The organism is Enterobacter adelaidei (assembly GCF_041937165.1).
Taxonomy (GTDB): domain Bacteria; phylum Pseudomonadota; class Gammaproteobacteria; order Enterobacterales; family Enterobacteriaceae; genus Enterobacter; species Enterobacter adelaidei.
Map to the genome: position 1 here is coordinate 697,056 of NZ_CP154353.1, position 21,819 is coordinate 718,874.

Sequence of the window (21,819 nt, forward strand, 5' to 3'; positions counted from 1 at the left end):
ACTATTCAGACAATTGTTGCCTTGACGCGGTGCGGGGCGCTAAGCAGAATCGCTGATTCGTTTTCTGACCGGAATAGTTATGCAGGCTTTGCTGGAACACTTTATTACCCAGTCCGTTATGTACTCGCTCATCGCCGTTGCGCTGGTGGCGTTTCTGGAATCGCTGGCGCTGGTCGGGTTAATTCTGCCCGGCACCGTGATGATGGCCGGGCTTGGCGCGCTGATTGGCAGCGGCGAAGTCAACTTCTGGCAGGCGTGGCTGGCCGGGATTATCGGCTGCCTGCTGGGCGACTGGATCTCCTTCTGGCTGGGCTGGCGCTTTAAGAAGCCGCTGCACCGCTGGTCGTTTATGAAAAAGAACAAAGCCCTGCTGGATAAAACCGAACATGCGCTGCACCAGCACAGCATGTTCACCATCCTGGTGGGACGCTTTGTCGGGCCGACGCGTCCGCTGGTGCCCATGGTCGCCGGGATGCTGGATCTTCCGGTCACAAAATTTGTTGTGCCGAATATTATCGGCTGTGTCTTCTGGCCGCCGTTTTACTTCCTGCCGGGGATCCTCGCGGGGGCGGCTATAGATATTCCTGATGGTATGCAAAGCGGTGAGTTTAAGTGGCTATTGCTGGCGACCGCTCTGCTGCTGTGGATCGCCGCATGGCTGTGCTGGCGGCTGTGGCGCAGCGCGAAAGCGAATATTGATCGTCTGACGCGCTACCTGCCTCGCTCACGCCTTTTGTGGCTTGCTCCGTTGACGCTCGGTATAGCCGTAGTGGCGCTGGTGGCGTTGATCCGCCACCCGCTGATGCCGGTGTATGGCGAGATTTTATTGAAGGTCGTCAGCCGTTAACCAATACCCAGAAGCTGTGATGCGCTCGCTTTCCCACTTACCAGTACTTCCGTTTCGCCATCCCATAAAATGCGACCCTCCGCGATCACCACCGATCGCGGAGCAATCCTCGCGGCATCCTCAATGCTGTGCGATACCATCAACATGGTCAGCTTCTGACGCTGGCAGACCTCCTGTACCAGAGCCAGCATCTCCTGGCGCAGCGCCGGGTCGAGCGCAGAGAAGGGCTCGTCCAGCAACAGAACAGGCTGCTCGCGTACCAGACAACGCGCCAGCGCGACACGCTGGCGCTGGCCGCCGGAAAGCTCCCCCGGCAGACGGTCGATAAACCCGGTGATGCCCATCTGCCCGGCAATAAGCTCCAGCTTCTGCCGCTGGTTATCGTTCAGTTTTAATCCCGGATCCATCCCCAGGGCGATGTTCTGCCGTACGGTCAGATGGGTGAAAAGATTATTTTCCTGAAACAGCATCGACACCGGACGCCGGGCGGGGGGCGTGCGGGTGTGATTGTGGTTTTCAATCATTATTGACCCGCTTGCCGGTTGCAGAAACCCGGCTATCAGATTGAGCAACGTGCTTTTCCCTGCTCCACTCGGGCCCAGAACCGCAATCATCTCTCCCTGGCGGGCAGAAAGCGTGAAGCGCATTGGCAGGTGCTGGTAGAGCCAGGTTACATCAATCAGTTTTAACATCACGCCCCGGAAGTTTTTCGATAACGGTAAATAAGGCAAAGCAGAGTAGCAGCAGCAAGAGTGCCGTGACGGCGCCATCCTGGCTACGGTAAGAGCCGATCTGCTGGTACAGCCAATATGGCAGCGTGCGGAAATCTTCATTGCCGAAGAGCGCGACCACGCCAAAATCACCGATTGAGAGCACGCAGGCGAAAGCCAGCGCCTGTGCCAGCGGGCGTTTTAGTGCCCGCAGTTCGACCACTCTCAGCCGTTGCCAGCCCTGAATGCCAAGTGACTGACACAGCAGAGCGTAGCGGCTATTAACGTCGCGCATCGGGTTTTCCAGTACCTTCAGAGCATAAGGGATCGCCATCAGGGCATTGGTAAATATCACAATGCCGTCGGCACTTTCCGGCAGACCCACGGTACTGTTGAAAAGTAAAAAGAATCCCGTCGCCAGTACAATGCCTGGCATGGCCAGGATCAGCATACCCGTTAGCTCCAGCGCCTGTCCGGCTTTACGGGCATGGCAGGCATAAAGCTCGCGACTGCTCCACAGCAGCATCATGGTCAGTATGACGCACAGCAACCCGGCGGCCAGCGCAATGCGCAGTGAAGTCCAGGTCGCTTGCCAGAGCACAGACTGCTGCAACACGGACAGGAGATTGAGGTTCAGGCCATCGATGATAACGGCCGTCAGCGGCGGCAGCATCAGCAGCAGCGCCAGCGTAATAAGCGAAATATCGGTGATACGGCTACGCAGGCTATCCTGGGGATCGCGCCAGCCTGTTATCTGGTTACTGCCCGGCGGAATGGCCTTACTCAGACGCTGGCTCAGCAGCACCAGTACAAGACAGCACACCATCTGAACTATCGCCAGCAGCGCTGCCCGACCAGGATCGTAGTCGTAACTCAGTGCCTGATAGATTGCCAGCTCAATGGTTGTTGCCTGCGGTCCACCACCCAGTGAAAGCACGGTAGCAAAGCTGGCAAAGCAGAGCATGAAGATCAGTGCGGCAACTGGCGGGATTTGGCGGCGCAGCCACGGCCACTCAACAAAGCGGAAGAAAGACCAGCCGCGCATGCCCAGCTGTGCCGCAAGCTGGCGCTGCTCGCCGGGGATATTTTCCAGCGCCTGTAAAAAGAGCCGTGTCGCCATCGGCATGTTGAAAAAGACGTGCGCCAGCAGGATGCCCTGAAGCCCGTATGGCGAGAAATGCCACTCCAGACCGAGCAGGCCGAACAGTGAAGCCAGCCAGCCCTGACGACCATAAACGCTCAGGATGCCAAACACGGCTACCAGCACGGGCAGGATCAGCGTCATGGCGCACAGGCGCAGCAGCGCCTGCCTGCCGGGGAAACGCCTGCGATAAAGCGCACGAGCAAGGAAAATGGCGGGGATCACCGACAGCAGGGCAGAGAGAAACGTCTGCCAGAAAGAAAAGCGGATAACGTGCCAGAGATAGCTGTCGTGCCAGAGGGAGAGCAGGTCACTCTCTGGCGCGTTCAACCACAATGCAAGAAAAGCGCCCAGGCTGACCGCCACCATCAGCATGGCGGCGAGCAGCCCAGGTATTAACCAGCCGGGAATTAGCGGCTGACGGCGCGTTGCCATTCACTTACCCATGCTGCACGCTGCGAAGCGACCTGTTGCGGCGTAAACTCCAGAGACGTTTGCGGTTTGGTCAGTTGCTCGAAACCTGCTGGCAGCGCTACGTTGGTCACGGGATACATCCAGTTACCCGCCGGAATGGCATTCTGGAATGCCGGTGAAACCATAAATTTCAGGAACTTCTCGGCAAGTTCTGGCTGTTTGCTGGCCGCGGTACGCGCAGCCACTTCCACCTGCAGGTAATGACCTTCAGCGAAATTGGCCGCGGCATAGTTGTCTTTTTTCTCAGCGATAATGTGGTAGGCCGGGGAGGTGGTGTAACTCAGTACCAGGTCGCTTTCACCTTTCAGGAACAAGCCGTAGGCTTCACTCCAGCCTTTAGTCACGGTGACGGTTTTGGCGGCCAGTTTCTGCCATGCTTCCGGCGCTTTATCCCCATAGACTTTCTGCATCCACAGCAGCAGACCCAGACCTGGAGTGCTGGTGCGAGGGTCTTCATAAATGACGCGCCATTTCTGATCGCCTTCCACCAGCTCTTTCAGGCTTTTCGGCGGGTTTTTCAGCTTGTTTTTGTCGTAAACAAAGGCAAAGTAGCCGTAGTCGAACGGAACGAAAGTGTCATTTTTCCAGCCGCCCGGAACGTTGACGGCATCTGCAGCTACGCCACTTTTGGCAAACAGTTTGGTCTGCGAGGCGGCCTCCAGCAGGTTGTTATCCAGCCCCAGCACCACATCGGCTTTACTGTTTTTCCCTTCCATACGCAGGCGGTTGAGCAGCGAGACGCCATCTTCCAGCGCCACGAATTTCAATTCACAGTTACAGTCAGCTTCAAAGGCTTTTTTCACCACCGGGCCTGGGCCCCAGTCAGCAGAGAAGGAATCGTAGGTGTAGACCGTCAGAACGGGCTTCGCAATAGCAGGCAGCGCGAACAGCGCCAGCAGGGGAAGAACTTTTTTTAACACTTTGCACCTCAGGGTTGAGTGGCAAAGGATTTTGAGCAACAGCCTCAAATCCCTTCGCCGGCGTTATCCGGATCAGGTTCGACGGGTATTATCTCAGCGCACATCAGTGATGCAGCACCCCGTTGAGAACGGCGCTATTGTAATGATTTGGTGAATATTGCGAAAGCGTTATGGCTCCGGCGGGGCAAACCAGGCGGATTTAAAATCAAACCAGCCTAAGGTGTTCATCCGCAGGCCGCGCATACTGCGCTGACCCTGAATCATCAGCCAGTGATGGATCAGCGGCACAATCGCCTGCTGCGCGAGCAGTTGCTGACACCACGAGGCCAGGTTCATCTCACCTGCTCGCCACCGGGCGGCATCCTGCTGCCAGTCGCGTTCGATGCAGTGCTGGATCAGCGGTACTTCATACAGGTGAGAGAACAGCGAGAAATCGAGCGGTAGGGTGAAGTTGGCGCTGTTCAGCCAGATATCACTGACGATATCTCCGCGGTGCCATTCATCATAATCGACCTCCTGAATGTCGAGATGAACGCCTTCAGCAGCCAGCAGTTTGCTCATGATCCGGGCGATAAAGCGGTGCTCCACATGGTCACGGTAATAGGTCAACGTGATCGACTCCAGCCCGGCAGGCTTTTCACCGTGAACCGGTCGGGCGTGATGCCAGCGAGGGAGCAGGCCGTATGCCGGGAACCAGTATGTCTGGTATTGTTCTTCTGCCTGATAGATAAGGTTAGCCGGAGAGAGAACGTGGCTAACCCACCTGCGCACCTCGCGACTGGCGCCACGATGGCTGCGAGCGTCAAACAGCAGGTAATAGCAGCCTTCTTCAAGACGGCTTTCAACCGCTTTTTCCCCCTCGGTTGGCCCTTCCAGCGTTAAGCCGCAGCTCAGCTCTTCGCTGATGTCAGGCAGAACCCAGACGTTGACTTCATCGATCAGCGCGCGATAGCCAAAGTAGTCGTCAAAGGCGCGAATTTTAAGCTGGTTGCTGGTATTGCGCGTCACTGCATAAGGGCCCGTCCCTACGGGCTGACTGGCAAAATGAGGCAGAGATGCCCATTCGCGCGGCAGGATCATCGACGGAACATAGCCCATTAGCCACGGCAACCACTGGTCTGGCTCGGACAGTTCGATGTCAACGGTCCATGCTGTCGGGGAGTGGATCCGCGATACATGGGCATACAGAGGAAGTGTGCGCGCGCGCTGAAGAGAGTCAATGACGTCGCTCATCTCCAGCTCGCGGCCGTGGTGAAAGTGGATGCCAGGGCGTAAAAAAAAGCGCCAGTGAAGCGGGGAAAGTTGCTGCCAGTGGTGCGCAATATCTGCTTCCAGTTCCCCATTTTCCTCATTTATGCGCGTCAGGCCGCTGAAGATTTGTCGGGCCATATGGGTTTCAGAGCGACGCAACGCCGTGCCGGGTAACAGATTTTTCATTGGCCGATAGTAGAGCACCCGCAGGATGTGTCGGCCCTGACGAAAACTGCGCCCGAGATGTGAAACCAGCATCTGGCGTACGGCCGCTTTGTCGCCGACCAACTGCACCAGCTGATCGATGCGATCCTGCTCCAGCAAATCTTCTGCACGCTGCTGCTGTAGCGCTAACCCGGTATAGAGAAAGGTCAGACGCGAGCGTTTGCCGCGACCCGCCTCTGCTTCCCAGCTCAACCAGCCTTGCTGTTGCATGGTGTTAAGCAGGGTACGCATATGACGGCGAGAACAGCTGAGCAGGTCAGCCAGCTCGTTCAGCGTGGTCTCCTTCGATTGCCCCTCACAGCACTGCCAGAGGCGGATAAATTGTTGTTGCAGTCGACCGGAAGGCATAAAAGAGGAACTCCTGACAAATAATCAGCAATTTATTAATCCCTATATTAAGCCAATAATAGTTCCCGATGAAGTGAGGAGGTAAATTATGAAGAGGTCTACCGCACGTCAGTTTTATCAGCACTATTTTTCAGCGACAAAAGGAACGTCCTGGCTGGCCCGCCAGTGTGCAGAGCAACGGCTGAAAATTCTGGAAGACCTGATGCAGTGGGACGTTACGAAAGCGACCTCTTCTCGCTGACTCGCCTCGATCATGTGTGACTGAGTATTGGTGCTTATCACCCGCCAGCAAAATGTTTTTGCTGGCTTTTTTCGTTTATTCTTTCACCCAATTTCGATTCGCTTTCACAAGGATTTGCGCATGCTCTGGTTGATGACAATGGGGCGACGCCTGAATGGCGTCTACGCCGCTTTTATGCTGGTGTCCTTTATGATGGGCGTTGCGGGCGCGTTACAGGCGCCGACGCTGAGTCTGTTTCTCAGCCGGGAGGTAGGGGCGCAGCCGTTCTGGGTTGGCCTGTTTTATACCGTCAACGCCATTGCCGGGATTCTGGTCAGCCTGGGGCTGGCAAAACGATCGGACAGCCATGGCGATCGCCGTAAACTGATCCTCTTTTGCTGTGCGATGGCCGTTGGCAATGCGTTACTCTTTGCCTTTAATCGTCATTATCTGACGCTCATCACCTGCGGCGTGCTGCTGGCGTCACTGGCCAATACCGCCATGCCGCAGCTTTTCGCACTGGCGCGTGAGTATGCTGACAATTCCGCGCGGGAAGTGGTGATGTTCAGTTCGGTGATGCGTGCTCAGCTTTCCCTGGCGTGGGTTATTGGCCCGCCTCTGGCCTTCATGCTGGCATTGAATTACGGCTTTACCGCCATGTTCTCCATTGCGGCAGGCATTTTTGCGATAAGCCTGGTGTTGATTGCTTTCGCGCTGCCGTCTGTGGCGCGCGTCGAGCAGACAACGGACAAACCCATTATTCAGGTGAGCGGCTGGCAGGACAAAAATGTCCGCATGCTGTTTATCGCCTCCACGCTGATGTGGACCTGCAACACGATGTATATCATCGACATGCCGCTGTGGATCAGCAGCTCCCTGGGGTTGCCGGATAAGCTCGCGGGGATCTTAATGGGAACTGCGGCCGGGCTGGAAATTCCGGCCATGATTCTGGCCGGGTATTACGTGAAGCGTTTTGGTAAACGCAGGATGATGGTCATTGCGGTGGCTGCCGGGGTGATGTTCTACGTGGGGCTGATCTTCTTCCACTCGCGGGAGGCACTGCTGGCGCTGCAGCTATTTAACGCTGTGTTTATTGGGATTATCGCCGGAATAGGCATGCTCTGGTTCCAGGATTTAATGCCTGGCCGTGCGGGCTCGGCGACCACGCTTTTTACCAACAGTATTTCCACCGGGGTGATTCTGGCGGGGGTGATTCAGGGGGCGCTGTCGCAAAGCTATGGACATGCGTCGGTCTACTGGATGATTGCGGCGATTTCGTTGGTTACGCTTGGGCTGACCTGCCGCGTAAAAGATGTGTGATCGGATGAATGAGCGGAGCCCGGGTCTCCGGGCTCCGCAAACCTTTCTATTCCGAATACTGATATTTACGCTGTGCGCGTAAAGTCAGGTACATATGCACGAGACCCATAAATCCGTGTGCCCAGAAGTAGGTCTCAATAATGACCGTCAGGAATTTATGCAAATCTAAGACGGATTCCGTGACGGATGAAACCGGTCCGAGCGTGGCGTTCAGCACGAACCAGACAGCGCCGCAGAGTGCGACGCCCAGCAGTGCCAGAACCCCTAAACCTTGCACTGTTGCTGCCATACCGCCAGCGTGAGCATCAGGAAGCTGACGTTGCAAGAGAGTGCGAATATCATCAACGATTCCGCTGAAGTCCAGTGCCAGCCACGCGAAGTAATACTTAAATCCGCGCTGGGTTAACATCCATGTCATCATGGCAATACCGCAAAAAATTAAACCAAAGCCTGAAATAACATGAACCCAGGTGACAATCGCGTTCAGACCCGATTCACCAAGTGCTTCGCTTTCAGTAAAGTTGGAATTAATAATCTGGGCCAGCACCAGTACTGCAACAAGAATGTGCAGTATGCGAAGAAAAGGGGTTTCTTTATGGGGAAGCGTATCGCGTATTGTTGGATTCATCGCTTTTTACCTCAATGATGAGAGAGCTGATGCGATGGAGTGTGACGCAGATTAATTAACGAAACCTTAACGATAAATAAAATGCATCACACCGTAATCATCCACACTATTTTAGTGTGCCGGATCAATATGCGTCATAACATTAAGCACATTAAATTTTTGCATCACGTTGTTTCTGGCCTTTACGGCAATTTCATGTCCTTCTTTTACGCTTAATTCTCCGTCGACTTCAAGATGAACATCGACAAGGGCTAAGTCGCCCATCTTACGGGTTTTTAAGTCATGGATCCCCGCGACACCTTCGGTTTCGAGCAAACACGTTTTGATGTCGCGCTCAAGGTCAGGTTCAAGCGAACGATCCATCAGATCATGCAGGGCGTCAGCAGAGAATTTGTATCCCATATGAGCGATGAACATCCCGACAATCAGGGCTGCAACCAGGTCCATAGAGTGAAAGCCCATTAAATTCCCGGCTATACCGATGGCGACAACCACGGATGAAGCCGCGTCAGAACGGGCATGCCAGGCATTAGCTATCAGTAGCGAGGACTGGATGCGTTTTCCCGTTGCAAGCATGTATCTGAACAGACTTTCCTTAACCACTAAAGCCAGTATCGCTACCCATAGCGCGGCTCCTTTCACTATCTGATGCGTCTCAGGGTTGAGCAGTTTATTGTCCGCCGACCAGAGCATTCCAATGCCCACAAGCAGCAAAATAGCACCAATAATGAGCTTTGCTCCGTTTTCGAAGCGAAGGTGACCGTAATGATGATCGATATCTGAGGCTTTCTGGCTTTTCTTGTTCGCAATCAGAACGACAAAATCAGAAGATAAATCGGAAAGAGAATGAATCCCATCAGCAATTAACCCTTGCGAGCCGGAAAATAGTCCTACAACGATTTGAAAACCAGTAAGTAATATATTTACTACTACGCTAACTAATGTGCATTTATGTATTTCTTGAGAACGGAGGTGAGACTTATTGCTATTTTGCTTTTCCATTTAGATTTCCGCTGTAAGCCAACTTTTAGATTATCTTGCGCAGGCATTATTAAATTGACATTAAATATAATGTCATTAGCGGATATTTTTTCGAAAACGGCGTGTCAGGAGTGGTGGGTAAGGGAATAAAGCGAGGCCTGCAGAATAAACTGCAGGCCAGAGGTTTACTTCATAAACGCAGGCTGTTTGTGTTCGTAAGTTGCAATTGCCGCTTCGTGCTGGAGTGTTAAACCAATGCTGTCGAGACCGTTCAGCATGCAGTGACGACGGAACGCATCAATGCTGAAGCTGTAGGTCTTATCCCCGGCTTTCACGACTTCTGCTTCCAGATCCACCTCAAACGAAATACCTGGATTTGCCTGAACCAGAGCGAATAACTCGTCGACCTGCTCGTCCTTCAGTGTGACCGGCAAAAGCTGGTTGTTGAAACTGTTGCCGTAAAAGATATCCGCGAAACTTGGGGCGATAACCACTTTAAACCCGTAGTCGGTCAGAGCCCACGGAGCGTGCTCACGTGATGAGCCACAGCCAAAGTTTTCCCGTGCCAGCAGGATCGATGCGCCTTTATATTCCGGGAAGTTCAGAACGAATTCCGGGTTAGGGACTTCGCCTTTGTCATCCAGGAAACGCCAGTCGTTAAACAGATGGGCGCCAAATCCAGTGCGGGTGACCTTCTGCAAAAACTGCTTAGGAATGATCGCGTCGGTATCGACGTTAGCGGCGTCCAGAGGGACAACCAGGCCCGTATGTTGGGTAAATTTCTCTGCCATGATTGTCTCCTTATTTCAGGCTGCGAATGTCGGCGAAATGGCCGGTGACTGCCGCAGCGGCGGCCATTGCCGGGCTGACCAGATGGGTACGCCCACCACGGCCCTGACGGCCTTCAAAGTTACGGTTGCTGGTGGAGGCACAGCGCTCGCCTGGATTCAGGCGGTCATTGTTCATGGCCAGACACATGGAGCAACCCGGCAGGCGCCACTCGAAACCTGCTTCGATAAAGATCTTATCCAGACCTTCGGCTTCGGCCTGGGCTTTTACCGGGCCTGAACCCGGAACCACCAGTGCCTGTACGCCAGGTGCCACTTTACGACCTTTGGCAATCTCGGCGGCAGCGCGCAAGTCTTCGATACGGGAGTTGGTGCAGGAGCCAATAAATACTTTATCAATGGTTACGTCGGTCAACGGAACGCCAGGTTTCAGCCCCATGTAAGCCAGCGCTTTTTCCGCACTGGCGCGCTCGACCGGGTCAGCGAAAGAGGCCGGATCGGGAATGCTGTCGTTGACAGAAATCACCTGGCCCGGGTTGGTTCCCCAGGTCACCTGAGGCGCAATCTCCTCTGCCTGCAGCGTGACAACCGTATCAAAGGTTGCCCCGTCGTCAGTTTTCAGGGTTTTCCAGTACGCGACGGCTTCGTCAAAATTATCTCCTTTCGGGGCATGCAGACGACCCTTCACATAGCTGAAGGTGGTTTCGTCTGGCGCAACCAGACCGGCTTTGGCACCCATCTCAATGGCCATATTGCACAGGGTCATACGGCCTTCCATGCTCAGCGCCTGAATGGCCTCGCCGCAGAATTCCACTACATGACCGGTGCCGCCTGCACTACCGGTTTTGCCAATAATCGCCAGCACGATGTCTTTTGCCGTGATACCCGGAGCGGCTTTACCCTTCACTTCAATCTTCATGGTTTTGGCACGACCCTGCTTCAGGGTCTGCGTGGCCAGCACGTGTTCAACTTCAGAGGTACCAATACCGAAGGCCAGTGCGCCGAACGCGCCGTGGGTCGCGGTATGGGAGTCACCGCAGACGATGGTCATCCCCGGTAGGGTAATCCCTTGCTCAGGGCCCATTACGTGGACGATGCCCTGGTACGGGTGGTTCAGATCGTACAGTTCAACGCCAAACTCGTTGCAGTTCTTAATCAATTCCTGCATCTGGATACGTGCCATCTCACCTGACGCGTTGATGTCTTTGGTCTGCGTGGAGACGTTGTGATCCATGGTCGCGAAGGTTTTACCCGGCTGACGCACCGGACGCTTGTGCGCGCGCAGCCCATCGAATGCCTGAGGAGAGGTCACTTCGTGCACCAGATGACGGTCGATGTACAGCAGCGGGGTTTCGTTTGGTGCTTCGTAAACAACGTGCGCATCAAACAACTTTTCATATAAGGTCTTCGCCATGATTACACCCCTTCAGCGACATAGCGGGCAATGATGTCGCCCATTTCATCGGTACTGACTGCCGCCGTGCCGCGTGCTAAATCACCGGTACGGACGCCTTCTTCTAACGCCCGGTTAATGGCGTTTTCAATTGCGGTTGCTGCATCGCCTGCATCCAGGCTGTAGCGCAGCAGCAGGGCCAGGGAGAGGATCTGCGCAATCGGGTTAGCAATGTTTTTGCCTGCGATATCCGGCGCGGAGCCGCCCGCCGGTTCGTACAGGCCAAAACCTTCTTCATTCAGGCTTGCGGATGGCAGCATGCCCATGGAGCCGGTGATCATTGCGCATTCGTCAGAAAGGATATCGCCGAACAGGTTGGAGCACAGCAGCACGTCAAACTGGGACGGATCTTTAATGAGCTGCATGGTCGCGTTGTCGATGTACATATGCGACAGCGCGACGTCCGGGTACTGCTTAGCGACTTCACCGACGATCTCACGCCACAGGATGGATGACTGCAGCACGTTCGCTTTATCAATGGAGGTCACTTTATGGCGGCGTTTGCGCGCAGACTCAAAAGCGATGTGGGCGATACGTTCGATTTCAAAACGGTGATACACCTCGGTATCAAACGCTTTTTCATGCTGGCCACTGCCTTCGCGGCCTTTTGGCTGACCAAAATAGATGCCGCCGGTCAGTTCACGCACGCACAGAATGTCGAAACCGTTAGCTGCGATATCGGCACGAAGCGGGCAGAACTCTTCCAGACCCTGATACAGCTTCGCCGGACGCAGGTTGCTGAACAGCTTGAAATGCTTACGCAGCGGCAGCAGTGCGCCACGTTCTGGCTGTTCTGCCGGTGGCAGGTGTTCCCATTTTGGACCACCGACTGAACCAAACAGCACGGCATCGGCATTTTCGCAGCCTTCGACGGTCGCTTTTGGCAACGGCGTCCCGTGATTATCAATCGCAATGCCGCCTACATCGTAGTGGCTGGTGGTGATTTTCATCGCAAAACGCGAACGAACGGCTTCCAGTACTTTCAGCGCCTGTGCCATCACTTCCGGGCCAATACCGTCACCCGGCAACACAGCAATATGGTAATTCTTCGACATTACACGGTTTCCTTTTTGTTCTCTTTATTCTGAGCTTTGCGTTGCAACTCTTTTTCGACTTCAGCGGCGCGCCAGATGTTGTTCAGAACATGCACCATCGCTTTCGCGGAGGATTCAACAATATCGGTTGCCAGACCTACACCATGGAAACGGCGGCCATTGTGGGTGACAACAATGTCGACCTGGCCCAGCGCATCTTTGCCATGACCTTTTGCCGTCAGGTCATATTTCACCAGCTCAACGTCGTATTCAGTAACACGGTTAATCGCCTGATAGATGGCATCGACAGGACCATTGCCGTTCGCGGCTTCCGCTTTAATTTCATCACCACAGGCCAGTTTGACCGAGGCGGTTGCGATATCGCTGGAGCCTGACTGCACGTTGAAGTAATCCAGACGGAAGTGCTCTGGTTCTTCCTGCTGCTTGTTAATAAAGGCCAGCGCTTCCAGGTCATAGTCGAACACCTGACCTTTTTTGTCGGCCAGTTTCAGGAACGCGTCATACAACTGATCCATGTTGTAATCGCTGTCCTGATAACCCATCTCTTCCATACGGTGTTTTACTGCGGCACGTCCGGAACGCGAAGTCAGGTTCAACTGTACCTGGTTCAGACCGATCGATTCCGGAGTCATGATTTCGTAGTTTTCACGGTTCTTCAGGACGCCATCCTGGTGAATACCGGAGGAGTGTGCGAAGGCGCCAGTACCAACAATCGCTTTGTTGGCCGGAATAGGCATGTTGCAAATCTGGCTGACGGTCTGGCTGGTGCGCCAGATTTCGTTGTGATTGATGCGGGTGTGCACGTTCATAATGTCTTTGCGCACTTTAATCGCCATAATCACTTCTTCCAGCGAACAGTTGCCCGCACGTTCACCGATACCGTTCATCGCGCCTTCAACCTGACGTGCGCCAGCGTGTACCGCGGCTATAGCATTGCCAACGGCCAGACCCAAATCATCATGGGTATGAACAGAGATAATAGCTTTATCAATATTCGGTACGCGCTCATACAGGCCAGTGATGATGTTGGAGAACTCAAAAGGCATGGTGTAACCGACGGTGTCCGGGATGTTGATGGTTTTGGCACCGGCGTTGATTGCGGCTTCAACCACACGCGCCAGGTCTTCAATCGGCGTACGGCCTGCATCCTCACAGGAGAATTCAACGTCATCGGTGTAGTTGCGTGCGCGCTTCACCATGTACACCGCGCGTTCAATCACTTCATCCAGGGTGCTGCGCAATTTGGTTGCGATATGCATCGGTGAAGTAGCAATAAAGGTATGAATACGGAAGGCTTCGGCAACTTTCAGTGACTCAGCCGCGACGTCGATATCTTTCTCTACGCAGCGTGCCAGACCACATACGCGGCTGTTTTTAATGGTACGCGCAATGGTCTGGACGGATTCGAAATCACCCGGAGACGAGACAGGGAAACCTACCTCCATCACGTCGACACCCATACGTTCGAGAGCCAACGCGATCTGCAGTTTCTCTTTTACACTCAGGCTTGCCTGCAACGCCTGTTCACCGTCACGTAATGTGGTATCGAAAATAATGACTTGCTGGCTCATGGGTTAGGTCCTTGTCAGTCTTAGGGCGCCTTGCTACGAGCATAAAAAAACCCGCGCAGTGGCGCGGGTTTTTAGTCTTACTGGTGACGATTCAACGCTGAATTTCGCCCGCCAGTCTACCGCGCACAGTGGATGCGTTTAGTAGTAGTAGACCGGTGAAACGAATGGTGCGAATCATGAATCGTGCTCCGTTAAATTCAATATGCTTTTAGTGGTACTGGATACGGCCTTTCATGTCAACCCCTGACGATAAAAACGGACCTGAAAGGCGTAACAGGCAAGATGCCTGCATTAGCTAATTGTGCTGGATTTTACTTTCATGACCCGACTAATTGTCTAATTTTGGACTTGAAAAACAGATTGCAGAAACAAATAAATATAATTGGTATAAAATGAGTAAAACATGTCGCAGTGAATGCATTATGCTTAAATTATTTTAATATCATTAAGTTATGGGTTTGGTGAATATTTTTGATGCCGTTGAAATGCCAATGGAGATAACAGGTTGTTAACCAACTGTAGATGGATGGCGTTAACAGTTTAATAATACTTAAGTCATCATTAACTTTATGGTGATTGTATATTGGTTTGGTTTATGGTTTCATTCCTGGCATAAAGTTAACTGTATCATTTTTGCGATCTTTTGTTTTTTTAGTATTTGCATTATCTTTATATATTCCGAATTTTAAATAATTCTCTTTTGCTAATCGTATTTGCATGATAAATCATATTTTCCGGGATTATTATCGTACCTTGGCAAAGGGAGTGTAGCGTGACAGTGGAGTCTGAAGTGCCAGAAAATAATATTAAACAACCTCAAACTTCTGATGGGATTAAACCGCAATTACGCACGGTGGATCTTAATCTTCTGACGGTGTTTGATGCTGTCATGCAGGAACAAAATATTACCCGCGCGGCACAAGCGCTGGGGATGTCACAACCTGCCGTGAGTAATGCCGTTGCCAGACTTAAGGTCATGTTTAACGACGAATTATTTGTTCGTTATGGGCGCGGGATCCAACCCACGGCGCGCGCATTCCAGTTATTCGGTTCTATCCGGCAGGCATTACAGCTGGTTCAAAATGAGCTGCCGGGGTCCGGCTTTGAACCCTTAAGCAGTGAGCGAGTATTCCATCTTTGTGTCTGTAGCCCATTAGATAATTATTTAACCTCGATTATTTATAATAAGGTTGAAGAAATTGCGCCTAATATCAACCTTGTTTTTAAGTCATCCTTAAATCAAAACACAGAACATCAGTTACGCTATCAGGAGACGGAATTTGTTCTGGGATATGAAGAATTCCGTCGACCTGAATTCTCCTGCGTGCCGCTGTTTAAGGATGAAATGGTTTTAGTTGCCAGTAAAAAACACCCACGGCTGAATTCTCCTCTACGAGAAAGTGATGTTTATAGTGAACAGCACGCCGTTGTAGCACTCGACAGATATGCTTCCTTTAGCCTGCCGTGGTATGACTCCGTGGATAAACAGGCCAGCGTGGCTTATCAGGGGATGGCAATGGTTAGCGTATTAAACGTTGTCTCACAGACTCAACTGGTCGCTATTGCGCCGCGTTGGCTGGCAGAAGAGTTTTCCGACCCGTTAAATCTGCAAATATTGCCATTGCCGCTCAAGCTGAATAGCCGTACCTGTTATCTTTCCTGGCATGAAGCTGCGGGGCGTGACAAAGGACATCAGTGGATGGAAGAGTTGCTTATTAGCATTTGCCGCCGGTAAACGCATCAGGGTAAATTGCATCGATATATGTGGTTTATCCTGACTTTATTTTGATTATTGATATTTTATTCTGTTGTGATTTTTTTTGGCTGCTATCAGGCTCGCAAAAATAGATGAATTACTGAATCATCGCGCTTTTTAGCGATGATTTATCATCGCATCCTCTAATGCCAGATGAATTGACCACATGCTCCCCGAATGTCTGTTTTTTCTGCTTTAAGTACCTCTTCTCTCTGCCGGTTTGCTAATTGCCTGCCTCATAACGAGCGGTTAAGGTAAGGATCACTCTGCAAAATATAAGATTGGTTCATCCCAATCGTAAGACGGTGCGGAAATGAATTCGGCAGTCCGTCTATAACAAAATGCCTGGAGGCAAAGCATGGAGATGTTGTCTGGCGCGGAAATGGTCGTGCGATCGCTTATCGATCAGGGCGTGAAGCAAGTGTTCGGCTACCCTGGCGGCGCAGTCCTGGATATCTATGATGCGCTGCATACGGTAGGTGGCATTGACCATGTTCTGGTACGCCACGAGCAGGCGGCAGTTCATATGGCTGACGGCCTGGCACGTGCGACGGGTGAAGTGGGCGTGGTCTTAGTCACGTCAGGTCCTGGTGCAACTAACGCCATCACCGGTATTGCAACGGCGTATATGGACTCTATCCCGCTGGTGATCCTCTCCGGGCAGGTGGCGACCTCACTGATCGGCTACGATGCGTTTCAGGAGTGCGACATGGTGGGGATTTCGCGTCCCGTTGTGAAGCACAGCTTCCTGGTAAAGCAAACCGAAGACATTCCTGGCGTCCTGAAAAAGGCCTTCTGGCTGGCGGCAAGCGGGCGTCCGGGACCGGTGGTGGTCGATCTGCCTAAAGATATCCTGAACCCGGCAAACAAGCTGCCTTATGTCTGGCCGGAATCGGTCAGCATGCGCTCTTATAACCCAACAACACAGGGGCATAAAGGTCAGATCAAGCGAGCGTTGCAAACGCTTCTGGCGGCCAAAAAACCGGTGGTTTATGTCGGCGGAGGGGCGATCAATTCTGCCTGCGAAGTACAGCTTCGTGAACTGATTGAAAAGCTTAACCTTCCTGTAGCGTCGTCGCTGATGGGGCTTGGGGCATTCCCGGCCACCCACCCTCAGGCGCTGGGAATGCTGGGTATGCACGGTACCTATGAAGCCAACATGACTATGCATAATTCTGACGTGATCTTTGCGGTCGGGGTGCGCTTTGACGATCGTACTACCAACAATCTGGCGAAGTATTGTCCGAATGCCACCGTGCTGCATATTGATATCGATCCGACGTCAATTTCAAAAACGGTGTCGGCGGATGTGCCGATCGTCGGTGATGCTCGTCAGGTTCTGGAGCAAATGCTGGATCTGCTGGCCCAGGAGAACGCTACCCAGCCGCTGGATGAGATCCGTGACTGGTGGCAGCAGATTGATCAGTGGCGTGCGCGCCAGTGTCTGAAATATGACACGCAAAGCGAAAACATTAAGCCGCAGGCGGTTATCGAAGCGGTGTGGCGACTGACGAAAGGTGAGGCTTACGTGACCTCAGACGTGGGGCAGCACCAGATGTTTGCCGCCCTGTATTACCCGTTTGATAAACCGCGACACTGGATCAACTCGGGCGGCTTAGGAACGATGGGCTTTGGTCTACCTGCGGCGCTGGGCGTGAAGCTGGCACTGCCGAATGAAACCGTCGTCTGCGTAACCGGGGACGGCAGTATCCAGATGAACATTCAGGAGTTGTCTACCGCACTGCAGTATGAACTGCCGGTTCTCGTGCTGAACCTGAATAACGGCTACCTGGGTATGGTGAAGCAGTGGCAGGATATGATCTACTCTGGTCGCCACTCTCAGTCGTACATGAAGTCACTGCCGGATTTTGTTCGTCTTGCTGAAGCTTACGGTCACGTTGGCATGCGGGTGACAGATCCAGCTGAGCTGGAAACGAAGCTCGCTGAAGCGCTTGAGCACGTTAAAAACAACCGCCTCGTCTTTATGGATGTGATTGTTGATGGAACCGAGCACGTTTATCCGATGCATATTCGTGGTGGTGGTATGGATGAAATGTGGTTAAGCAAAACGGAGAGAACCTGATATGCGCCGGATATTATCTGTGTTACTGGAAAACGAGTCTGGCGCACTGTCGCGCGTCATTGGGCTATTTGCGCAGCGTGGCTATAACATTGAAAGCCTGACCGTTGCACCGACGGACGATCCGACGCTGTCGCGGATGACCATTCAAACCGTCGGCGATGCCAAAGTGCTTGAGCAAATTGAGAAGCAACTGCATAAGCTGGTTGATGTACTGCGCGTGAGCGAGCTGGGGCAGGGGGCCTATGTTGAGCGTGAGGTCATGCTGGTGAAAATCCAGGCCACCGGCTACGGACGTGAGGAGGTCAAACGCAGTGCGGATATCTTCCGTGGGCAGATTATCGACGTCACGCCTTCCCTCTATACGGTTCAACTGGTCGGTACAAGTGACAAGCTGGATGCTTTCCTGGCGTCCGTGCGGGATGTAGCAAAAATTGTTGAGGTCGCGAGATCGGGCGTTGTTGGCCTGTCACGCGGCGAGAAAATCATGCGTTAGTTGTCAAAAAGGTTCGCCTCTTTCAGCCCGGTCACCAAAGCCGGGCTTTTTTTTGCGTAATCAGCCGACAACGCAGATAAAAGCGGTTGCCGCGAAGGCTTTTCTGCGTTTAGATGTTAAAAGATTTAACCATAACCTTGACAGGGCCATGGACTCTTTTCTTTTTTTAAGGGGCAATTGTGAAACTGGATGAAATCGCCCGGCTAGCCGGCGTGTCACGAACAACGGCCAGCTATGTGATTAACGGTAAAGCAAAGCAGTACCGTGTCAGCGATAAGACCGTTGAAAAAGTTATGGCGGTGGTTCGTGAACATAACTACCATCCGAATGCTGTCGCAGCCGGTTTGCGTGCCGGGCGCACCCGCTCTATTGGTCTGGTGATCCCGGATCTGGAAAACACCAGCTATACCCGTATCGCCAACTATCTTGAACGTCAGGCTCGCCAGCGTGGTTATCAATTGTTGATTGCCTGCTCGGAAGACCAGCCCGACAACGAGATGCGCTGCATTGAGCACCTGCTCCAGCGTCAGGTGGATGCCATCATCGTTTCGACCTCTTTGCCACCAGAGCATCCGTTTTATCAGCGCTGGGCTAACGATTCGTTCCCGATTGTTGCGCTGGATCGCGCCCTGGATCGCGAACACTTCACCAGTGTTGTGGGAGCCGATCAGGATGATGCGGAAATGCTGGCTGCAGAGCTAAGAACCTTTCCGGCTGAAACCGTGCTTTATCTTGGCGCGCTGCCGGAGCTGTCTGTGAGCTTCCTCCGTGAACAGGGATTCAGGACCGCCTGGAAAGACGATCCGCGTGAGGTTCACTATCTCTATGCTAACAGCTATGAACGTGAAGCAGCCGCGCAGCTGTTCGAGAAATGGCTGGAGACGCACCCGATGCCTCAGGCATTGTTCACCACCTCGTTTGCTCTTCTGCAAGGTGTAATGGATGTGACCTTACGTCGGGAAGGTAAGCTGCCATCAGACCTGGCCATTGCCACTTTCGGTGATAACGAACTGCTCGATTTCCTCCAGTGCCCGGTGCTGGCGGTGGCGCAACGTCATCGTGATGTGGCTGAACGTGTACTGGAGATTGTGCTGGCGAGCCTGGATGAGCCGCGGAAACCGAAGCCGGGCCTGACTCGTATCAAACGTAATCTCTACCATCGCGGAATTTTAAGCCGCAACAAATGAAATGACTGGGGCGGCGAAATCTGCCCCATTTTGTTGTAATAATTCGCAGAGATAATTCCCTGACAGAAATTAGGATAATTCCTTAGGAATCATAATCGGCTATTTCTCTTAATTCATTTTGACTTTTAAAATGAGCGTCAAAGAACTTTTAAGCGGGTTTAAGCACCTATTTTTGTATTGTTTTGTTACAAAGCCTATTCGGCCGATGAATATTCAGACGTTTTTCCTTCTCCTGTGTCCGCTTGCATGCCAGCCGCCGTGCTTATCGAGCGCGGTGATGAATCTGGCGCTGTTATCCCCTGAGAATCTGTCATAAAATGCTGCCCGCGTCGCAAACTGACACTTTATATTTATCTGCGATGATATTGAGTGAGTCTTAACGCTCGTGTGCATATTCGGTTTTTTTCTTACAAATATTCATAACGTTAATTTTGCCTCGCCAGTTGTGCAGTTATTAACCAGGACTGTTTAACTCTGTAAATAGAGGGCATTTGAGTCCTTACAGGGAGAGTCCTGGCTTGACAAGCTTTTCCCTCGCTCCGTAAACTCCTTTAGGTGGGAATTTGTGGGTTAAAGTGGTGAGGAGGGGTGAGACTGGCATGTTCCGTGGAGCTACGTTAGTCAATCTCGACAGCAAAGGGCGTTTATCGGTACCAACCCGATATCGCGACCAGCTGATTGAGAACGCTGCGGGTCAAATGGTTTGCACCATTGACATTAACTCCCCCTGCCTGCTGCTTTACCCCTTGCCTGAATGGGAAATTATTGAGCAAAAGCTGTCGCGACTGTCGAGCATGAACCCACAGGAACGCCGCGTGCAGCGGTTGTTATTGGGACATGCGAGTGAGTGTCAGATGGATAACGCAGGGCGATTACTGATTGCACCTGTGTTGCGGCAACATGCCGGTCTGACCAAAGAAGTGATGCTGGTCGGGCAGTTCAACAAGTTTGAACTGTGGGACGAAACGACCTGGTATCAACAGGTCAAGGAAGATATCGACGCTGAGCAGTCTGATTCTGCAACATTATCGGAACGGCTGCAGGACTTGTCTCTATAAATATGATGGAAAATTATAAACATACAACGGTGTTACTGGACGAGGCCGTTAACGGCCTGAATATTCGTCCGGATGGCATCTACATTGATGGCACTTTTGGTCGCGGTGGCCATTCGCGTTTGATCCTCTCCCAACTTGGAGCGGAAGGACGTCTGCTGGCAATCGATCGCGATCCGCAGGCGATTGCCGTGGCGCAAACCATCGATGACCCACGCTTTTCCATCGTGCATGGACCTTTCTCTGCGCTCGCGGAATATGTTGCTGAGCGCGGCCTGACGGGCAAGATCGACGGGATTCTTCTCGATCTTGGCGTCTCTTCACCACAGCTTGATGACGCTGAACGTGGCTTTTCCTTTATGCGTGATGGTCCGCTGGACATGCGTATGGACCCGACTCGTGGCCAATCTGCCGCTGAGTGGTTACAGACTGCTGACGAAGCCGATATTGCATGGGTAATCAAAACCTTCGGCGAGGAGCGCTTTGGCAAACGTATTGCGCGCGCCATTGTTGAACGCAACCGCATTGAGCCAATGACCCGCACGAAAGAGCTGGCCGAGGTGATCGCGGCGGCGACACCGGTGAAGGATAAACACAAACATCCCGCGACCCGTACCTTCCAGGCGGTTCGCATCTGGGTAAACAGTGAACTGGAGGAAATAGAGCTGGCGCTAAAAAGCTCGCTCGACGTGCTGGCCCCGGGTGGGCGGTTATCCATCATCAGCTTCCATTCGCTGGAAGACCGTATTGTGAAACGCTTTATGCGTGAACAAAGCCGCGGTCCACAAGTCCCAGCGGGGCTGCCGATGACGGAAGAACAACTCAGGAAGCTGGGTGGCCGTCAGTTGCGAGCATTAGGCAAGTTGATGCCGGGCGAAGAAGAGGTGGCAGAGAATCCACGTGCCCGTAGTTCAGTGCTGCGTGTTGCAGAGAGGACGAACGCATGATCAGCAGAGTGACAGAGACCCTAAGCAAAGTTAAGGATTCGTTAGGAAGCAACGAGCGCCATGCCTTGCCTGGCGTGATCGGCGACGATCTTTTGCGGTTTGGGAAGCTGCCACTCTGCTTGTTCATTTGCATCATTGTGACGGCAGTAACGGTGGTCACCACAGCCCACCACACTCGTTTATTAACTGCGCAGCGCGAGCAGATGGTACTGGAACGCGATGCGCTGGATATTGAATGGCGAAATCTGATCCTTGAAGAAAACGCGCTCGGCGATCACAGCCGGGTTGAACGGATCGCAACGGAAAAGCTGCAACTGCAGCATGTTGATCCTTCCCAGGAAAATATCGTAGTACAAAAATAAGGGA

21 protein-coding genes and 1 riboswitch are annotated in these 21,819 nt (G+C 52.8%); of the genes, 10 read left to right on the forward strand and 11 right to left on the reverse strand.

Translation table 11 applies throughout. The annotated features are described in order from the left end of the window. Positions 1-79: 79 nt before the first annotated feature. Complete coding sequence (locus AAHF05_RS03450) at positions 80-847, forward strand: DedA family protein (protein ID WP_028016661.1); 768 nt, start codon at positions 80-82, stop codon at positions 845-847. Here AAHF05_RS03450 and thiQ read toward each other — a convergent pair. From thiQ to sgrR, 4 genes are all read right to left on the reverse strand, one after another. Further along, entirely contained in the window at positions 844-1,539 is a 696-nt protein-coding gene (gene thiQ, locus AAHF05_RS03455) for a thiamine ABC transporter ATP-binding protein ThiQ (RefSeq protein ID WP_129323940.1), read from the reverse strand. The genes AAHF05_RS03450 and thiQ overlap by 4 nt on opposite strands. Then, positions 1,523-3,133, reverse strand: a complete 1,611-nt coding sequence (gene thiP, locus AAHF05_RS03460; protein ID WP_129323939.1) for a thiamine/thiamine pyrophosphate ABC transporter permease ThiP — start codon at positions 3,131-3,133, stop codon at positions 1,523-1,525. The genes thiQ and thiP overlap by 17 nt, the downstream gene beginning before the upstream one ends. Then, positions 3,109-4,092 carry a thiamine ABC transporter substrate binding subunit gene (gene thiB, locus AAHF05_RS03465; RefSeq protein ID WP_108089558.1) on the reverse strand — a complete coding sequence of 328 codons (984 nt, stop codon included), beginning with the start codon at positions 4,090-4,092 and terminating at the stop codon, positions 3,109-3,111. Before thiB ends, thiP begins: the two co-directional genes overlap by 25 nt. 31 nt (positions 4,093-4,123) lie before the next feature. Further along, positions 4,124-4,224, reverse strand: a riboswitch (TPP riboswitch). A gap of 36 nt (positions 4,225-4,260) precedes the next feature. Next, entirely contained in the window at positions 4,261-5,916 is a 1,656-nt protein-coding gene (gene sgrR, locus AAHF05_RS03470) for an HTH-type transcriptional regulator SgrR (RefSeq protein WP_128348243.1), read from the reverse strand. A gap of 88 nt (positions 5,917-6,004) precedes the next feature. On the opposite strand from sgrR, the gene sgrT reads away from it, so the two are divergent. Both sgrT and AAHF05_RS03480 read left to right on the forward strand, forming a co-directional pair. Next, entirely contained in the window at positions 6,005-6,157 is a 153-nt protein-coding gene (gene sgrT / locus AAHF05_RS03475) for a glucose uptake inhibitor SgrT (RefSeq protein WP_032666766.1), read from the forward strand. A gap of 120 nt (positions 6,158-6,277) precedes the next feature. Then, positions 6,278-7,456, forward strand: coding sequence for a sugar efflux transporter (locus AAHF05_RS03480; RefSeq protein WP_129323938.1), 1,179 nt, complete (start codon positions 6,278-6,280; stop codon positions 7,454-7,456). 46 nt (positions 7,457-7,502) lie between these two features. Here the strand turns inward: AAHF05_RS03480 and AAHF05_RS03485 are convergent, their stop codons facing one another. From AAHF05_RS03485 to leuL, 7 genes are all read right to left on the reverse strand, one after another. Continuing rightward, the gene (locus AAHF05_RS03485) at positions 7,503-8,084 is read right to left on the reverse strand and encodes a cytochrome b/b6 domain-containing protein (protein ID WP_129323937.1); all 582 of its coding nucleotides are present in this window, start codon (positions 8,082-8,084) and stop codon (positions 7,503-7,505) included. Positions 8,085-8,195: 111 nt separating this feature from the next. Then, positions 8,196-9,086 carry a cation diffusion facilitator family transporter gene (locus AAHF05_RS03490; protein WP_129323936.1) on the reverse strand — a complete coding sequence of 297 codons (891 nt, stop codon included), beginning with the start codon at positions 9,084-9,086 and terminating at the stop codon, positions 8,196-8,198. Positions 9,087-9,250: 164 nt separating this feature from the next. Next, complete coding sequence (gene leuD, locus AAHF05_RS03495; RefSeq protein WP_028016669.1) at positions 9,251-9,856, reverse strand: 3-isopropylmalate dehydratase small subunit; 606 nt, start codon at positions 9,854-9,856, stop codon at positions 9,251-9,253. A gap of 10 nt (positions 9,857-9,866) precedes the next feature. Then, on the reverse strand, positions 9,867-11,267 hold the full coding sequence (gene leuC, locus AAHF05_RS03500) for a 3-isopropylmalate dehydratase large subunit (RefSeq protein WP_129323935.1): 1,401 nt from the start codon (positions 11,265-11,267) through the stop codon (positions 9,867-9,869). 2 nt (positions 11,268-11,269) lie between these two features. Beyond that, complete coding sequence (gene leuB, locus AAHF05_RS03505) at positions 11,270-12,361, reverse strand: 3-isopropylmalate dehydrogenase (protein ID WP_028016671.1); 1,092 nt, start codon at positions 12,359-12,361, stop codon at positions 11,270-11,272. Further along, positions 12,361-13,932, reverse strand: a complete 1,572-nt coding sequence (gene leuA / locus AAHF05_RS03510; RefSeq protein ID WP_028016672.1) for a 2-isopropylmalate synthase — start codon at positions 13,930-13,932, stop codon at positions 12,361-12,363. The genes leuB and leuA overlap by 1 nt, the downstream gene beginning before the upstream one ends. A 91-nt stretch (positions 13,933-14,023) precedes the next feature. Then, positions 14,024-14,110 (reverse strand): leu operon leader peptide, encoded by an 87-nt coding sequence (gene leuL, locus AAHF05_RS03515; RefSeq protein WP_071530973.1) that lies wholly within the window; start codon positions 14,108-14,110, stop codon positions 14,024-14,026. 594 nt (positions 14,111-14,704) lie between these two features. Here leuL and leuO point away from each other — a divergent pair. The 7 genes from leuO (at position 14,705) to ftsL (ending at position 21,815) form a co-directional block, all read left to right on the forward strand. Further along, complete coding sequence (leuO, locus tag AAHF05_RS03520) at positions 14,705-15,667, forward strand: transcriptional regulator LeuO (RefSeq protein WP_274620764.1); 963 nt, start codon at positions 14,705-14,707, stop codon at positions 15,665-15,667. Positions 15,668-16,046: 379 nt separating this feature from the next. Further along, positions 16,047-17,771 (forward strand): acetolactate synthase 3 large subunit, encoded by a 1,725-nt coding sequence (gene ilvI, locus AAHF05_RS03525; RefSeq protein ID WP_129323934.1) that lies wholly within the window; start codon positions 16,047-16,049, stop codon positions 17,769-17,771. 1 nt (position 17,772) lies between these two features. Next, positions 17,773-18,264 carry an acetolactate synthase small subunit gene (gene ilvN, locus AAHF05_RS03530; RefSeq protein WP_028016675.1) on the forward strand — a complete coding sequence of 164 codons (492 nt, stop codon included), beginning with the start codon at positions 17,773-17,775 and terminating at the stop codon, positions 18,262-18,264. A 179-nt stretch (positions 18,265-18,443) separates the two neighbouring features. Beyond that, positions 18,444-19,451 carry a catabolite repressor/activator gene (cra, locus tag AAHF05_RS03535; RefSeq protein WP_028016676.1) on the forward strand — a complete coding sequence of 336 codons (1,008 nt, stop codon included), beginning with the start codon at positions 18,444-18,446 and terminating at the stop codon, positions 19,449-19,451. Between the two features lie 599 nt (positions 19,452-20,050). Then, positions 20,051-20,509: a division/cell wall cluster transcriptional repressor MraZ gene (mraZ, locus tag AAHF05_RS03540; protein WP_021240528.1), complete on the forward strand. Its 459-nt coding sequence runs from the start codon at positions 20,051-20,053 to the stop codon at positions 20,507-20,509. 2 nt (positions 20,510-20,511) lie between these two features. Then, positions 20,512-21,453 carry a 16S rRNA (cytosine(1402)-N(4))-methyltransferase RsmH gene (rsmH, locus tag AAHF05_RS03545; RefSeq protein ID WP_028016677.1) on the forward strand — a complete coding sequence of 314 codons (942 nt, stop codon included), beginning with the start codon at positions 20,512-20,514 and terminating at the stop codon, positions 21,451-21,453. Further along, entirely contained in the window at positions 21,450-21,815 is a 366-nt protein-coding gene (gene ftsL, locus AAHF05_RS03550; protein ID WP_014830643.1) for a cell division protein FtsL, read from the forward strand. Before rsmH ends, ftsL begins: the two co-directional genes overlap by 4 nt. Positions 21,816-21,819 lie beyond the last annotated feature (4 nt).

Excerpts from the sequence above, each read along its gene's own strand:
- AAHF05_RS03450 (WP_028016661.1), top strand. The coding sequence starts at position 80 with ATGCAGGCTTTGCTGGAACACTTTATTACCCAGTCCGTTATGTACTCG.
- thiQ (WP_129323940.1), bottom strand. The coding sequence starts at position 1,539 with ATGTTAAAACTGATTGATGTAACCTGGCTCTACCAGCACCTGCCAATG.
- thiP (WP_129323939.1), bottom strand. The coding sequence starts at position 3,133 with ATGGCAACGCGCCGTCAGCCGCTAATTCCCGGCTGGTTAATACCTGGG.
- sgrR (WP_128348243.1), bottom strand. The coding sequence starts at position 5,916 with ATGCCTTCCGGTCGACTGCAACAACAATTTATCCGCCTCTGGCAGTGC.
- sgrT (WP_032666766.1), top strand. The coding sequence starts at position 6,005 with ATGAAGAGGTCTACCGCACGTCAGTTTTATCAGCACTATTTTTCAGCG.
- AAHF05_RS03480 (WP_129323938.1), top strand. The coding sequence starts at position 6,278 with ATGCTCTGGTTGATGACAATGGGGCGACGCCTGAATGGCGTCTACGCC.
- AAHF05_RS03485 (WP_129323937.1), bottom strand. The coding sequence starts at position 8,084 with ATGAATCCAACAATACGCGATACGCTTCCCCATAAAGAAACCCCTTTT.
- AAHF05_RS03490 (WP_129323936.1), bottom strand. The coding sequence starts at position 9,086 with ATGGAAAAGCAAAATAGCAATAAGTCTCACCTCCGTTCTCAAGAAATA.
- leuD (WP_028016669.1), bottom strand. The coding sequence starts at position 9,856 with ATGGCAGAGAAATTTACCCAACATACGGGCCTGGTTGTCCCTCTGGAC.
- leuC (WP_129323935.1), bottom strand. The coding sequence starts at position 11,267 with ATGGCGAAGACCTTATATGAAAAGTTGTTTGATGCGCACGTTGTTTAC.
- leuB (WP_028016671.1), bottom strand. The coding sequence starts at position 12,361 with ATGTCGAAGAATTACCATATTGCTGTGTTGCCGGGTGACGGTATTGGC.
- leuA (WP_028016672.1), bottom strand. The coding sequence starts at position 13,932 with ATGAGCCAGCAAGTCATTATTTTCGATACCACATTACGTGACGGTGAA.
- leuL (WP_071530973.1), bottom strand. The coding sequence starts at position 14,110 with ATGATTCGCACCATTCGTTTCACCGGTCTACTACTACTAAACGCATCC.
- ilvI (WP_129323934.1), top strand. The coding sequence starts at position 16,047 with ATGGAGATGTTGTCTGGCGCGGAAATGGTCGTGCGATCGCTTATCGAT.
- ilvN (WP_028016675.1), top strand. The coding sequence starts at position 17,773 with ATGCGCCGGATATTATCTGTGTTACTGGAAAACGAGTCTGGCGCACTG.
- mraZ (WP_021240528.1), top strand. The coding sequence starts at position 20,051 with ATGTTCCGTGGAGCTACGTTAGTCAATCTCGACAGCAAAGGGCGTTTA.
- rsmH (WP_028016677.1), top strand. The coding sequence starts at position 20,512 with ATGATGGAAAATTATAAACATACAACGGTGTTACTGGACGAGGCCGTT.
- ftsL (WP_014830643.1), top strand. The coding sequence starts at position 21,450 with ATGATCAGCAGAGTGACAGAGACCCTAAGCAAAGTTAAGGATTCGTTA.